Raw genomic sequence first — 13565 nt, forward strand, 5'->3', positions numbered from 1 at the left:
AGCAGCCCTTCGGCGCAGGTCGCGCATGTCCGCTTCCCGCCGAGGCCGTGTCGAAACACAACGTCCTGACCTGGGCCAGCGTCGGTCAGAGCCGAACTCGATGTCCGGCAGACACGCAACGAGTTGTTGGGCGCCAGAGAGGCGAGGCCAGCCGCCCCTATCTGGCCGGGATGGCTGAGAGGAGCGGGCCGATGCCCTTGATCGCGATCGCCCGCTTCATGTTGTAGGCCAGCACCTGCAGGCTCATCTCCGTACTGACGCGCTTAATTGTCCGGGTCAGGAAGTGTGCCGCGCCCATCCAAGCCTTCAGCGTGAACGGGTGCTCGGCCGTTTGCCGTCGCAGGCGCATCGCGTCTGGCTGGGCGTCGAGCTGGCGCTGCTTGGCATCCAGGATGCCCTCATGCTCCCAGCGCGCAATGCGACGCATCTTGGCCGGCGTGCACCTGGCCTTTATTGGGCAGGCCTGGCACTTGGTCGTCCAGTAGTAGCGCAGCGTCATTCCAATCTCATCGACGCGGTTGAACCACCACTTCATCGTCTCCCCCGCAGGACAGCGGTACGCATCCTTGGCCGCCAAATAGACGAAGTCCTGCTTGCCGAACCGCCCATCCGCCTTGGCGCCCGATGTCATTGGCTTGGGCACGAGCGGCGAGTGGCCCGCCTGCGTGCAGGCCAGGATCTCTTCGCCGGAGAAGTAGCCGCGGTCGGGGAAGACCGTCAGCGCGTCATGGCCCGTGGCTTCGCTCGCCGCCCCCGCCATCGTCGAGAGCTGGGCGCGGTCGTTGCCGATGTTCGTCACCTCGTGCGCGACAATTAGGTGGTGCTTCGTGTCCACCGCAGCCTGCACGTTGTAGCCGACCAGGCCGGTGTCCTTGCCCGTCGTCGCCATCGCACGCGCGTCCGGGTCCGTCACCGAGACCTGCCCATCGGGCGCCGCGCACACCGCTGCCTCCATCTTGCGCAGATGCGCCATACGCTCCTCGAGCCGGGCAAACCGGTCCTTCAGCCGCTCGGTCCGCTGGCGCGCCGTCTCCTCCTCCTGCCGGTCCGCTGTCTCCAGCGCAGCGAGGTAGCGCGCGACACTCGCCTCCGTCTGCTCCGTGCGGAGCCGGATTCTGTTGAGGGTGTAGTTCCGCTCGCGGGCGTTGACCGCCTTGAACTTGCTGCTGTCGATCGCGACCGAAGCCTCGGACAGCAGGTCGAGCTCGCGGCAGAGGAGGACGAAACGCCGGCAAGTGGCGCGGATCGCGGGGCCGTTGTCCTTGCGGAATTCAGCGATCGTCTTGAAGTCGGGCGCGAGCCGGCCCGTGAGCCACATCAGCTCGAGGTTCCGGCCTGCCTCGCGTTCCAGCCGCCGGCTGGACGGAACGCGGTTCAGGTAGCCGTAGATGTAGATCTTCAGCAGCGTTGCCGGATGGTAGCCGGGCCTGCCAGTGCGCTCGGGCACGACGCCCTCGAAGCCGAGCTCAGCAAGATCGATCTTGGCGACGAAGGCATCGATGACGCGGACCAGGATCTCCACGCGCGGCCAGTGGCTGCGGATCTCGCGCACCAGGCGGCGCAGGATGTTGCGCGCCTCGGCGCCGGTGGGGCGCCTGGCGGGGCGCAGCATGGCGGCGACAGGACGGCCCTCGCCGTCGAACACGACGATCGGCTGGAAGCCGTACTCGTCGTAGTAGGCGTTGAACAGCCGCAGTTGCTGCCCGCCATGGACGGCGTCGAAGGTGTCGTCGATGCCGAGCGCGATGCGGCACGGCGCTTGGCGGAAGCTGACGCAATAGAGCGCCCATGGCGCGCGCCATGCGGATCAGCGCGCGCGGCCCCGGCGTGTTCTCCCGGCGCGAGAGCGTCGGCTGCGAGCAGAGCGCGGCCGCGCCCGGCAGGCGCCCGTTGGCGAGCTTGAACAGCGGATCGTGCCGCAGGCTGTCGGCGTCGTGGCCGTCCTCGTAGCCGGCCGCGATCATCAACAGGCGGAAGCGCAGCATCTCGGATAGGCCGTGCTAGATGTGCTCGGGTGCGCGCCGATCGTCGATGCATCCGGCGAGACGTTCGGCCACGCAAAGCCGCGCCTCAACCTCGCGCAGCGCCAGCAGGCCGCCATCCGACGAGAGGGCCCCGCCGTCAAAGCGAGCGATGATGGGCTTGCCGGCGACTGGTGACAGGCCTGGCAGGGGCGGCGTAGCGTGTGTTTCGGTGGGCATGGTGTCCGGAAACGGCAGGGTCCTGGGTTCGCAGCCGAATCCTATGGCCGCTCCACGGATTGCGCCATTCCTGCCCCAGGACCAGACCTTATCATTTGAAAAGGAAGAACTTTCTGGCGGTATGCAGGGAGCATTACTGAGTATATCGCAACGCACATAAGGCTTAATAGAACTGGCCACAGCAAACTAGAAGGATTCGATTTGGAACTCTGTTGGACCATTAGCGGTGACGATAAATCCACCTGCCCATCCTGCAACACCACCGGCCCGCACCGCATCCTTCTTTCCGTGCAGGGCGGCCCGAGCGATGGAATGCGCCTGCTGTCCTGCTCCGCCTGCACCGCGACCCACTTTGACCCGATGCCGCGGCCGGATTACGGAGATCAACCAACCGGCGGACCGGAAGCCCTCGCCTTCTACCTGCAGCAGGGCGCCGGCATCTGGAGCATCGCGGCGAACGTGCTGCCGCTTGATCTGCCCGGGCCGCGCCGGATGCTGGAGATCGGTTGCGGATTTGGATTCGGCCTGGATGTCGCGCGCCGCATGCGCGGGTGGGAGGTCCAGGGCTTCGACCCATCGCCTTTCGCCGCCGCCGGCGCCATGCAACTCGGCCTGCCCATCGCCAACCGCTACTTCACCGCGGAACAGGGCGAAATCGCGGCCTATGATGCGGTGACCTGCTCCGAAGTGATCGAGCATCTATTCCGCCCGGTGGAGATCCTGCGGCTGCTGCGCTCCGCGCTGCGCCCGGGCGGCGTGCTGGTGCTGACCACGCCCAATGCGGGCGCAATCATGCCGGAAATGACGCCGGGCATCCTGGTGCCGCTGCTGTCGGTGGGCTTCCACACCATCATCCACACCGCCGCAAGCTTGGCGCAGGCGCTGAGTGCCGCGGGCTTCTGCCATGTCTCCGTCGAGGATCGCGGGCCTTCGCTGCTCGCCCATGCGAGCGATGCCGGCACGCTCTGGCGCCAGCCGAACGAGGCCGATCGCGCGGCCTATTGTGTCTATCTGGAAGCCGCGGCCGCCGCGGCGGCCAGGGGCAGCGACCTTCGCCTCGGCCTGCTGGTGCGCGCCTACCGCGATTGGGTGGCCGCCGGCGAACTCGGCGCGGCCGACCGCCTGGAGCCACTGGTTTCGGCGGAGGTGACGTCGCGGTTCGGGCATGCGCCGGAGGACGTGCCGGTCGGCGGGCCGGTATCGCTGGAGGCGCTCGCCCAGGAACAGCCGCTGGCGCTCGGCCCGCTGCTATATGCCCAGGCCATGCACTGGAGGCTGCGCGGCGCGCCGGCGGCAGAGGTGCATGCTATGCTCGGACGGGCCGCGGCGGCCTGCGACCAGCTGCGTCACGCATTTGCGCGCATCGGCACGGATGATGGCGATGCCGAGGATATCGCCTGGGTCGCGCGGTTCGAACAGGTTCTCGCCGCAGCCGAGGCAGGGATCGCGACGGGGCCGGGACGGCTTGCGGGCCTTGGTCCGGCACCGGGCGATGCGGCGCGGTCGCAGCACCGCACCGCGTTGCTGCGCCGGCGCTGTTTCGTGACGCTGGTCAATGCCGGCAACCTGGAGGAAGCTGGGGAATTCGGCGACGTGGTTCCGGCGGCCGCCGAACGGGCCGCGGCTGGCGCGGCCATGTCGGATGATGAAATCGACTGCCTGTTCACTGGCGCCGTGCGGGCGCTCAACCACCAGCCTGGTGATGCCGCCGCGGCCCTGCGGCTGGCACGACTGGCGCCGGAAGCCCTGCTGCGCCGGGTCCTGACGGAACCCGGCGCCCGGTCGGCTGGCCTCGCCTGGCCATCCGCTACACTGGAACTGCTGGCGCTGGAGCGGCTGGACCTGGGTACCGAGGCGGAAGCCTTCGCGCGGGACGTGCTTCCGGTGCTGCGTGCCAATCCTGCCCTTCCTCCCGCCCCCGCCGAATTCGCTGCCGGCGCAGGTGCCGGGCTATGAGCCTGTCTGCTCGGCTCATGCGCCACGGAATCCGGGTCTGCCGACACGGTTGGGTCGAGGCCAAGGCAACCATGGCCAGGACCATCGCCGAGGCTGAGAAATGGCGGCCTGCGATCCGCAGCATGGCGCAGGGCAGCGCGCCGCTTGGGCCGCGAGTGGTGCTGTTTTGCCACTGGGATGGGCGCGGCCGCGTGCAGGAACATACGAGGCGCTATGCGCAGGCGCTGCGGGCAGAGGGCCTGTCGCTCGTCCTGGCCTCGAACGCAGAACGCCTGGCGCCGGAGGATGCGGCCTGGGCGGCCTCGGTCTTCGGCGTGGTCATCCTTCGCCGCAACATCGGCTATGACTTTGGCGCCTGGCGGGACGCGCTGACGGCCTGCGGTCTGCCGCGACCGGAGACCACGCAAATCATTCTGGCGAATGACAGCGTCTACGGGCCCTTCCGCCCGATCGGGCAGTTGCTGCGCCGGATCGAGGCCTCCATGGCCCCGGTCTGCGGGCTGACGGATAGCTGGCAGCAACGCTATCACCTGCAATCGTACTTCGTGGCGTTTCGGCCGGAGGCATTCCGCAGCGCGGCCTGGTCGGCCTTCTGGAGCCGGGTCCTGCCCTCCCGCTCCAAGCACCATGTGGTGACAGCCTATGAGATCGGGCTGACCCAGGCCATGCTGCGGGCGGGCATCGCCTGCGAGGCGCTGTGGCCGTACCTTGATCTTATCGATCAGGTTCGTCGGGAGGTCGAGGAGCGCGAACCTTATGAGGAAGTGAATGCCATCCGTGCCGCGGCGGAACGGCGCATCCTGATGGCCGCCAATGGCCGGGCACCCATGAATCCGACAGCCGATCTTTGGGCCACCCTGCTCGACAACGGTTTCCCATTCCTCAAGCGCGAGCTGCTGCGCAGCAACCCCTCCCAAGTGCTCGACATTGTAAATTGGCGTGAGGCGGTCCGCGACATCGCACCGGAGGAGGAGGAAGTCGTGCGCCGCGATCTGCGCCTTGCAATGCGCGAGCGAACGCCCTGAGCGGCGCGGCCTGCCGACGTAGTGGACAGCCGCAAGCCGCGGCTTTTAAGCGAGCGGGAAACAGGAATACGCAACCAGCGCTGGTGCGGGACGGATGGGTTGCAAGGAACTCGAGCGCGAGAACGCGCGGCTTTGGAGGGCTGTGTCGGACCTGATGCTCGAGAAGGCCACGTTAAAGGAAGCTGCCTCGGAAAGTGGTGAGCCTCGCCCAGCGACGCCTGCGTCGAGCATGTCATGCGCGAGCTCGGCGTGTCGAACTGGGGCGCCTTCACTCGCCTGATCGGCGCTATTCTACTCGAACTGTCCGAAGAATGGGCCACCCAGCGTGCCCGATACATGACGCTGGAAACCATCGGCTCCATGAGCGACCATCCCACCGTCAGCCCGCCCGCCGTGGCTGCCTGACGCGGCGGCTCAACCCGCCAAGGAGCACAACTCCTACACGCCGCCTCGGGGCACAATCGACGGGGACGGGGTTCGCGCATGGCTGCCTCGGCTATAAAAGTTGAGGCAGCCAAACGCCTTATCTCACCTCAAGCCTTTCCAGACATTCGGTCAGGTGAACCAGAGCAGGCCGTCGAACTGCACCGCCGACGGCAGCTGCGACTGGCTCGTCAATCCGCTCCAGGTCACGCTGGTCTCGATGGCGCCGTCGCCGTTCAGGTCGCCATGCATGGTCAGGCCGCGATAGCCTTCCGTCCCGGCATCCTGGACAAAGGTCAGGGTGCTGACCCCGGGGCGGTAGCCGAACACGCTGAGCTGCTCGCCCGACTGCCAATCCGTGATCGTGCTCCAGGTGGTCGCACCGGCCCGGCCATCGAGGAAGAACACGTCGAGGCCGGCGCCGCCGGTCAGGAAGTTGGAGCCGCCGCCGCCATCCAGGACGTCGCGCCCAGCCCCGCCATTGGCCGCGTCGTCACCGCCCAGCAGGTTGATGAAGTCGTTGCCGGACGTCCCGCCCACCGCCTCGCCGGCCTCGGAGCCCAGGAAGACGTACTGCAGGTAGTCCACCGGCCCGGCATAGACCTCCGCCAGCAGGAAGCCACTGCCGCCGTCCCGCGTGATCGACATGACGCCGCCGCTGAACGGCGCGAAGCCGTTGCCCTGCACGTTGAGCCGGCCCTCGTTGATCACCAGCAGTTCCGGGATCGCATCCAGGTTCATGTCCGCCGCGCCCAGCCCGAGGAAGGAGGCGGAGGAGCCTGGCGTGAACCGGCCGGCGCCATCGTTCAGCAGCGCGAAGGGCGCACCCTCGGACGGCGTGCTGCGCCAGACCAGCAGGTCCTTGTCCCCATCGAGGTCGAGGTCGAGACTGAGCACGGATTTCGGCCACAGCCCGGGCTCGGTGCCCCGGGATGCGGTGGATTGCGGCAGCCGCAACGCCGTCTCGTCGTCGAACTGCCCGTTGCCGCGGTTCACCAGGAACTGCAGGTAGCTGACGGTGAAATAATCCGTCCCATAGGTGCCGCCATCGGTCACCGCCAGCACCAGGTCCTGCAGGCCATCGCCGTTGAGGTCCATGGGCACCGCCTGCAACACCACCTCGTTCGCGACGCCGGAAGGCGGCAGGTTCCAGACCTCCGGCAGGGTGAAGGACCCCGTGCCGTCGTTGCGGAAGATCTGCGTCGGCAGGTCGGAGCCGAACCAGGTGCCCGCCAGCAGGTCGAGGTCGCCATCGCCATCCGCGTCGAACAGCGTGCCGGCCATGGAACCGGCCCGCCCCACCGCCGGCTGGTAGTGCAGCGGCGCCCGCCCCGCCTGCTCCGCCAGGTTGCCGAAGCCGTCATTGACCATCACCTGCACGGCACGGCCGGTGGTGTCGTACAGGTTGAACAGCACGGCATCGATGTCGCCGTCGCCATCGATGTCGCCGGTCGCGCCGCCATAGGTCAGCCGCTGGGCGCCCGACAGGTTGCCATTGGCGACCGCCAGGCCGGTTGGCGTGGTCAGGATGAGCTGGCTGAAGCCGCCCACGGGTGACGCTGCCGCGCCATGGTCCAGCAGGATGACATCGCTGCGCCCGTCGCCGTTGAAGTCCGCGATCAGCCCCCGGGTCGGGTTGATCGCCAGCGGCATGCCCGCCGCGCCGAACAGCGGCGCGCCATCGACGAAGGCGCCGCCCGGGACGCCGAGGAAGATGCGCTGCGGTACGGCATCGCTGCCATTGCCCGCCGCCATGGGCAGGAAGGCGTCCGGGCGGCCGTCACCGTTGAAGTCGCCCACCACGATCTGCGTGGCGTAGGAAAATTGCGGCCCGCTGCCAATGCTGGATCCCGACACTACGCTCGCCTCCAACTGGTTTTGGATGCCCATGATTTGGGGGCCTCCTAACGCTTTCGTACACAAGTTCAAACGGAGTCACATCCAAAACCCACGATTTAATTGGAATATAAACAAAAGTTGAATAAATAGTTATACCGAATGCCGTTTTGTGTAGCGGCTGGGTGGATTCTCTCCGGATGTGCTGGCTGAAAATTCCTCAGTTCAGCGTGACTGCCCGCGCCCGGGGGCGAGCCCCCGGGCGCGGGCGGCGCCGGCCATGCGCCAGGATGCCGACCGGCATCATGGGAGCAGCCGGTGGTCACCCTTGGGGAGCTCGTCATGATCCTGGATCTCGCCCGGCAGGGCCTCAGCGTCTCGGCCATCGCACGGCGCACCGGCCGCGACCGCAAGACCATCCGCACCTACATCGCGCGCGGCCTGGAGCCGCCGGCCTACAAACCCCGGGAGCCGGCACCTTCGCCGCTGGCGCCCTTCGAGCCCTTCCTGCGCGAGCGCATCGGCCGCTTTCCCGAGTTGACCGGCCGGCGCCTCTGGCGGGAGATCCGCGACCTCGGCTTCGGGGGTGGCTACGCCACCGTCACCGACTTCCTGCGCACCATCCGCCCGCCTGCCGAACCCGCCGCCTTAGAACGTCGCTTTGAGACCCCACCGGGGCGCCAGGCGCAGGTCGACTTCGCCTTCTTCAAGGTCCGCTTTGAGGATGAGCCCGGCGCCGAGCGCATCGTCTGGTTGTTCTCCGCCGTCCTCCGCCACAGCCGCATGATGTGGGCCGGCTTCGTCGCCCAGCAGGACCTCGCCACTGTGCTGCGCTGCCACATCGCCGCCTTCCAGGCGATCGGCGGTGTGCCGGAGGAGGTCATCTACGACCGCATGCGCACCGCCGTCCTTGGCGAAGTCGACGACCGCGGCATCGTCTACAACGACAAGCTCCTCGGTCTCGCCGCGCATTACGGCTGTGTTCCAAAAGCCTGCCGCCCCTACAGGGCCAAAACCACGGATGAAATTGAATAGTCCCTTTCTGCTGCCGAGCTGCTATTTTCTCCTTGCCCATGGGTGACCACGCGGCACAGAGCAAGGCAGGAGGTGCGAGCCTTGCCGCGCAGCCATTACGGTCGCTCCTCCTTTGCGGCGCCCATGGGCACCCTCCGGCCCCGCTTGGTCCAGCCCTCGGTTAGACGTTTGTAGGCGACCTCTGACTGTTCGGCACGGCGCTTCTCTTCCTGACGGGTGCGTGTCAGGTTGTAGGCGTAGGCCGATCCACGCTGACCACGCCGCTCCGGCTGTCCAGAGCGGAGCTCGAGATCGCGCAGCTTCTTGGCATGCAGGGCGGGCCTGACGCCGGCGTAGTCCTCTCCCCTGGTCAACATGTGCCACGCAATTATTGTCAGCTTGCGGGCCACAGCCACCGCCGCAATGTGGTTTCCCCGTCGTGCCGCAACCCGCTGATGGAACGCTCGCAGCGGGCCAGGACCACGAACTGCCTGCCAGGCCGCCTCCACCAGCATGGTCCTGGCATGGGTCCGACCTTGCTTGGTGATGCGGCCATGCTTTGGCCGCCCCTCGCCGGACTGATGGACGCTTGGGTTCAGGCCCATGTAGGAGACGAGTTGGTCAGGTCCCTTGAACCGGGCAATCGGCCCGATGGCCGCGGTCAGCCCGAGCGCCACTACCATGTCGATCCCCGGGATGGTCATCAGTCGCTTGACGCTGCCATCCGCCAGCGCGTCGCGGGCCAATTCACGCTCCACAACCTTCAGGTCTTCGCCCAAGCGGTCGTATTCCCGCAGGTGCCGCTCCACTGCTTCCCTCTCATCGGGCGGCAGGTGCTGGGCCAGCAGCCAGTTCCAGCCGCGGTTGCCGAACAGGTCGGCATGCGGACACTGGGGCAGCAGGTGGGCCTGCAGGATGGACTGAGTGATCGTCTTGAGCCGCACCCGCTGGCGGACGATCTGGTTGCGCCGCGTCACCTGCCGCCGCAGGGCCTGCGTCTTCGCGTCAGGCACCCACACCTCCGGCAGGAAGTTGCTGGCGTAGAGCCTCGCCAGCACCGTCGCGTCGATGGCATCGGTCTTGATCTTGGCGTGCGCGATCAGGCGCACCTGGCGCGGGTTGGCGATCACCACCCGCCCAACATGTGGCGCGATCACCTCCACCACGGCCGCGGCGTTGCCAGTCGCCTCCACCACGACGTGGTCGTCGTGCGTCAGAGTCCGAGCAAACTGCAGCGCGGCGATCAGGGTGAGAACGCGCGGCGATCAGGATGAGAAACGCCTGCATGGCGCCGGCGGGAGGGCGTAGCCCGACCGGCGGGGCCATGCAGGCGGGCGCCCATCCCGGGCTGGGGTGGATGGCTGGCGGTCGCGGCCGGCCGGCGTCGGAATGGATCCCTTCGCTGCGGGGGGTCTTCCGGTGCCCGGTCGCCATGTCACCGAACGCCAGATGAGGCTGTACATGACGTTTCGCCGGACCGAACCCGTTCCGATCGCCGCTGCCAAAGCGGGGTTCAGCACCGCCACCGCCTACCGGCTCGAGGGAGACCCCCGCCCGCCGTCGGACCGCGCCGTGCCGCGAGGACGGCGTCGGCCGGACCCGCTGGCCACGTTTTGGGAGAGCGAGGTGGTGCCACTGCTGGAGACCGCCCCAGGGCTGCGCCCGATCGCTGTCTTCGAGGAGATGCGCCGCCGTCATCCAGACCTCGACGCCGGCAGCCGCCGCACGCTGGAGCGACGGATCCGGGCTTGGCGGGCGCTGCACGGGCCAGAGAGAGAGGTGATCTTCCGCCAGATCCATCAGCCCGGGCGCCTCGGCCTGTCGGACTTCACCGACATGCGCGAGCTCGCCGTCACCGTCGTCGGCCAGCCCCTCGAGCACCGGCTCTACCACTTCCGTCTGCCCTACTCGGGCTTCGAGCACGCCCATGTCGTCCTCGGTGGCGAGAGCTATGTCGCTCTCGCCGAGGGGCTGCAAAACGCGCTCTGGGCGCTGGGCGGCGCACCGCTCGAGCATCGCAGCGACAGTCTCTCCGCCGCCTTTCGTAACCTCGGCCGCGACGCGCAGGAGGACCTGACGCGCCGCTACGACGCGCTCTGCGCCCACTACGGCATGCAGCCCAGCCGCAACAACCCGGGCGTTGCGCACGAGAACGGCGCCATCGAGAGCGCGCATGGCCACCTCAAGGCTGCGATCGCCGACGCGCTGCTGCTGCGCGGCTCACGCGACTTCCCCGACCTCGCCGCCTGGCGGGGCTTCGTCGACGAAGTGGTTGGCCGGCACAATGCCCGCCTCGCTCCCCGCATCGCCCTCGAGCGCGAGGCCCTGCAGGACCTCCCCATCCGGCGCACCGCTGACCACGAGGAGGCGGTCGTCGCCGTCACCTCCTCAAGCGGCTTCACGCTGCGCAAGGTGTTCTACAGCGTGCCCTCCCGCCTCATCGGCCATCGCCTGCGCGTCAGGCTGTTCGACGACCGGCTCGAGGTCTTCCTTGGGAGCACCCACCAGTTCACGACCGCCCGCGGCCGATCACACCCGGACGGCCGGCATGGCCACGTTGTCGACTACCGCCACGTCATCCGCGCCCTGCGCCGCAAGCCGATGGCGCTGCTGGGCCTGGTCTACCGCGACAGCCTCTTTCCCCGGCCGGCCTTTGCCCGTGCCTTTGAGGCTATGCGGGCCGCACTCCCCGACCGTATGGCCTGCCGCCTCGCCGTGGAACTGCTGGCCCTCGCCCACGAGCGCGCCTGCGAGGCGGAACTCGCTGGCCTGATCGAGGCCGACCTCGAGGCCGGCAGGCTGCCCGACATGGCAGCGCTCCGCGCCCACTTCGCACCCGACGCCGCGGCGCTGCCCTTGGTCACCGTCCGCCATCCCCCTCTCAGCGCCTACGAGGGTCTCGCCGCCGGCGCCCCGGGAGATGCCGCATGACCACCATCGACAACGGCCGCCTTTCGCTCGCCCTCAACGACCTCCGCCTGCCCGCTATCAAGCTCGTTTGGCCCGAGCTTGCCGCCCGCGCCGACAAGGAGGGCTGGCCCGCTGCGCGCTTCCTTGCCGCACTCGCCGAACACGAACTCGCCGAGCGCGCCAACCGCCGCATCGCACGCCACCTCGAGGAGGCCCGGCTGCCACCAGGCAAGACCCTGGACAGCTTCGACTTCGACGCCGTGCCGATGGTCAGCAAAGCCCAGGTCGCGGCGCTCGCCGCCGGCGACAGCTGGCTGGAGAAAGGCGCAAACCTCCTGGCCTTCGGCCCGCCCGGCGTCGGCAAGTCGCATCTCGCCGCCGCCCTCGGCTACGCTCTCATCGAGAACGGCTGGCGCGTGCTGTTCACGCGCACCACCGATCTCGTCCAGAAACTCCAGGCCGCACGGCGCGATCTGCAGCTCGAGGCCGCCATCGCCAAGCTCGACAAATACCACCTGCTGATCCTCGACGACATCGCCTACGTCACCAAGGACCAAGCCGAAACCAGCGTCATCTTCGAGCTCATCGCCACCCGCTACGAGCGTCGCTCGATGTTCATTACCTCCAACCAGCCCTTTGGCGAGTGGCATCGAGTATTCCCCGACCAGGTCATGGCGCTGGCCGCAGTGGACCGCCTCGTCCACCACGCGACGATCTTCGAGATGAACGTCGAGAGCTACCGCCGCCGTACCGCCATCGAGCGCAAACGCGGGCCAGGCCGGCCGCCAAGCCGCGCGACAATCAAAGCCTCATCCTGATTGTCGCGCGTCATCAAAAATCCGCTTGCCACCCTGTCGCGCCGCGATAATCATCCCGGCGCCGCGACACCAGATTCTCATCCTGATTGCCGCGCTGCTCGCATCCAGATTGTCGCGCTACAAGCAAACGCCCCGAGATGATCTCGCGTCATTCCGATGCGGCCCAGACGGACAATCTTGCCGTCGTCCAGCATCACCGCCTCCGCGAATACGCGGTGGATATCCAGTCCCACGACTCTCACTGAGCTGCACCCGGTTTCTCTGGACACCCATTTGTCCGAGGAGAGACCGGAACGATGATGTCCAACATGAAGCAGATCGAAGATCCTTCTGCCGTTGATGGGCCTGTGGGTCGCGAGGGCGGGGAGCTCCTCTCCCGCGAGCTCGGCGTTCCCATCTTCAGGCTCGAGCAATGGCGCCAGAAGGCCGACGCCGCCCTCGACGGCGCACTCAAGGAGCGCGAGGCGGAGGCCGCCAGCACCGAGCTCGCCGCGGCCATGCAGCATATCGGCGAGCTCAGCATGGAGAACGAGCTGCTCCGGGCCAAGATGGACAGGCCCGGCCCTTTGGCCCGCAGGAGGTCGCGCTGATGGCCAAGGCGACCTCACCCGCCAGCGGCCAGGCCTACGGCATCCGGCGTGTCTGTGATGCCTGGGGCGTGCCGCGCTCCAGCTTCTACGCCGCCAAGGCGCCCACGCCGGAGAGCGCCCCGCCGACGGCTCTGCCCGCACGGCGCGGGCCCAAGCCCGCGATCACCGACGAGGCCCTGCTCGCCGCCATCAAGCGGGACCTGGAAACCTCGACCTGGACCGGTGAAGGCCACCGCAAAGTCTGGGCCCGCCTGCGCGTGCGCGATGGCATCCGCGACTCCCGCAAACGGCTCCTGCGCATGATGCGCGAGAACGCTCTGCTCTCGCCCCACCGCTCGCGGCGCAGGCCGGACGACGCGCATCAGCGCCAGATCATCACCGAGGCGCCCGACGTCATGTGGGCGATCGACCCATTGTCTCAGTGTCGGCCTGCCCGCACATGCGTGCTCCCGGCGCCCCATGCCCCGGATGGTCTCACCATAGCACTGGCCCCAAGACGGGTCAGCAGGGACATCAGGGCGCCGACGCCGACATGCCGGATAAGGGAAAGGTCGAGCGGATGAACCGCACCATCAAGGACGCCACGGTCCGGCGCTACCACTACGACGACCACGAGCAACTCGAGCGGCACCTCGCCGACTTCGTGGCCGCCTACAACTTCGGCCGCCGACTGAAGACCCTGCGCGGCCTCACGCCCTACGAGTTCATCTGCAAGCAGTGGACCGCAGAGCCACAACGGTTCAACGCCTACCCGCTCCACCAAATGCCGGGACCAACCATCTAGGCGGATCA

At 67.9% G+C, this 13565-nt stretch carries 8 protein-coding genes and 5 pseudogenes; 9 read left to right on the top strand and 4 right to left on the bottom strand.

Translation table 11 applies throughout. The features are described from left to right. Window positions 1-157: 157 nt before the first annotated feature. Window positions 158-2201 (bottom strand): annotated as a pseudogene (locus ACLF3G_RS26485) (IS1182 family transposase). A 312-nt stretch (window positions 2202-2513) separates the two neighbouring features. On the opposite strand from ACLF3G_RS26485, the gene ACLF3G_RS26490 reads away from it, so the two are divergent. The 3 genes and pseudogenes from ACLF3G_RS26490 to ACLF3G_RS26500 all read left to right on the top strand — a co-directional run. Beyond that, on the top strand, window positions 2514-4157 hold the full coding sequence (locus ACLF3G_RS26490) for a class I SAM-dependent methyltransferase (RefSeq protein ID WP_430672392.1): 1644 nt from the start codon (window positions 2514-2516) through the stop codon (window positions 4155-4157). A gap of 71 nt (window positions 4158-4228) precedes the next feature. Continuing rightward, window positions 4229-5182, top strand: coding sequence for a rhamnan synthesis F family protein (locus ACLF3G_RS26495; RefSeq protein ID WP_430672393.1), 954 nt, complete (start codon window positions 4229-4231; stop codon window positions 5180-5182). Between the two features lie 255 nt (window positions 5183-5437). Continuing rightward, window positions 5438-5587: pseudogene (locus tag ACLF3G_RS26500) on the top strand (IS256 family transposase); the annotation flags it as partial. Window positions 5588-5737: 150 nt separating this feature from the next. On the opposite strand, the gene ACLF3G_RS26505 reads toward ACLF3G_RS26500, so the two are convergent. After that, window positions 5738-7462: an FG-GAP-like repeat-containing protein gene (locus ACLF3G_RS26505; RefSeq protein ID WP_430672394.1), complete on the bottom strand. Its 1725-nt coding sequence runs from the start codon at window positions 7460-7462 to the stop codon at window positions 5738-5740. Between the two features lie 297 nt (window positions 7463-7759). Between ACLF3G_RS26505 and istA (ACLF3G_RS26510) the strand changes: the two are divergent. Further along, a pseudogene (istA, locus tag ACLF3G_RS26510) lies at window positions 7760-8473 on the top strand (IS21 family transposase); the annotation flags it as partial. Between the two features lie 98 nt (window positions 8474-8571). Here the strand turns inward: istA (ACLF3G_RS26510) and ACLF3G_RS26515 are convergent. Then, on the bottom strand, window positions 8572-9702 hold the full coding sequence (locus ACLF3G_RS26515) for an IS110 family transposase (protein WP_430672416.1): 1131 nt from the start codon (window positions 9700-9702) through the stop codon (window positions 8572-8574). A 172-nt stretch (window positions 9703-9874) separates the two neighbouring features. Between ACLF3G_RS26515 and istA (ACLF3G_RS26520) the strand changes: the two genes are divergently transcribed. Both istA (ACLF3G_RS26520) and istB read left to right on the top strand, forming a co-directional pair. Continuing rightward, entirely contained in the window at window positions 9875-11386 is a 1512-nt protein-coding gene (istA, locus tag ACLF3G_RS26520; RefSeq protein ID WP_430672417.1) for an IS21 family transposase, read from the top strand. Continuing rightward, window positions 11383-12183 carry an IS21-like element helper ATPase IstB gene (gene istB / locus ACLF3G_RS26525; RefSeq protein WP_430672395.1) on the top strand — a complete coding sequence of 267 codons (801 nt, stop codon included), beginning with the start codon at window positions 11383-11385 and terminating at the stop codon, window positions 12181-12183. The genes istA (ACLF3G_RS26520) and istB overlap by 4 nt, the downstream gene beginning before the upstream one ends. A gap of 110 nt (window positions 12184-12293) precedes the next feature. On the opposite strand, the pseudogene ACLF3G_RS26530 reads toward istB, so the two are convergent. Next, a pseudogene (locus tag ACLF3G_RS26530) lies at window positions 12294-12425 on the bottom strand (IS110 family transposase); the annotation flags it as partial. A 66-nt stretch (window positions 12426-12491) separates the two neighbouring features. Between ACLF3G_RS26530 and ACLF3G_RS26535 the strand changes: the two are divergent. The 3 genes and pseudogenes from ACLF3G_RS26535 to ACLF3G_RS26545 all read left to right on the top strand — a co-directional run. Beyond that, window positions 12492-12773 (top strand): hypothetical protein, encoded by a 282-nt coding sequence (locus tag ACLF3G_RS26535; protein WP_430672396.1) that lies wholly within the window; start codon window positions 12492-12494, stop codon window positions 12771-12773. Continuing rightward, window positions 12773-13336, top strand: coding sequence for a hypothetical protein (locus tag ACLF3G_RS26540; protein ID WP_430672397.1), 564 nt, complete (start codon window positions 12773-12775; stop codon window positions 13334-13336). The genes ACLF3G_RS26535 and ACLF3G_RS26540 overlap by 1 nt, the downstream gene beginning before the upstream one ends. Next, window positions 13318-13557, top strand: a pseudogene (locus ACLF3G_RS26545) (integrase core domain-containing protein); the annotation flags it as partial. The gene ACLF3G_RS26540 and the pseudogene ACLF3G_RS26545, both read left to right, overlap by 19 nt. Window positions 13558-13565 lie beyond the last annotated feature (8 nt).

Origin of the sequence: Falsiroseomonas sp. HC035 (genome assembly GCF_050563525.1) — a bacterium.
Taxonomy (GTDB): Bacteria; Pseudomonadota; Alphaproteobacteria; order Acetobacterales; family Acetobacteraceae; genus Falsiroseomonas.

Excerpts from the sequence above, each read along its gene's own strand:
- ACLF3G_RS26490 (WP_430672392.1), top strand. The coding sequence starts at position 2,514 with ATGCGCCTGCTGTCCTGCTCCGCCTGCACCGCGACCCACTTTGACCCG.
- ACLF3G_RS26495 (WP_430672393.1), top strand. The coding sequence starts at position 4,229 with ATGGCCAGGACCATCGCCGAGGCTGAGAAATGGCGGCCTGCGATCCGC.
- istB (WP_430672395.1), top strand. The coding sequence starts at position 11,383 with ATGACCACCATCGACAACGGCCGCCTTTCGCTCGCCCTCAACGACCTC.
- ACLF3G_RS26535 (WP_430672396.1), top strand. The coding sequence starts at position 12,492 with ATGAAGCAGATCGAAGATCCTTCTGCCGTTGATGGGCCTGTGGGTCGC.
- ACLF3G_RS26540 (WP_430672397.1), top strand. The coding sequence starts at position 12,773 with ATGGCCAAGGCGACCTCACCCGCCAGCGGCCAGGCCTACGGCATCCGG.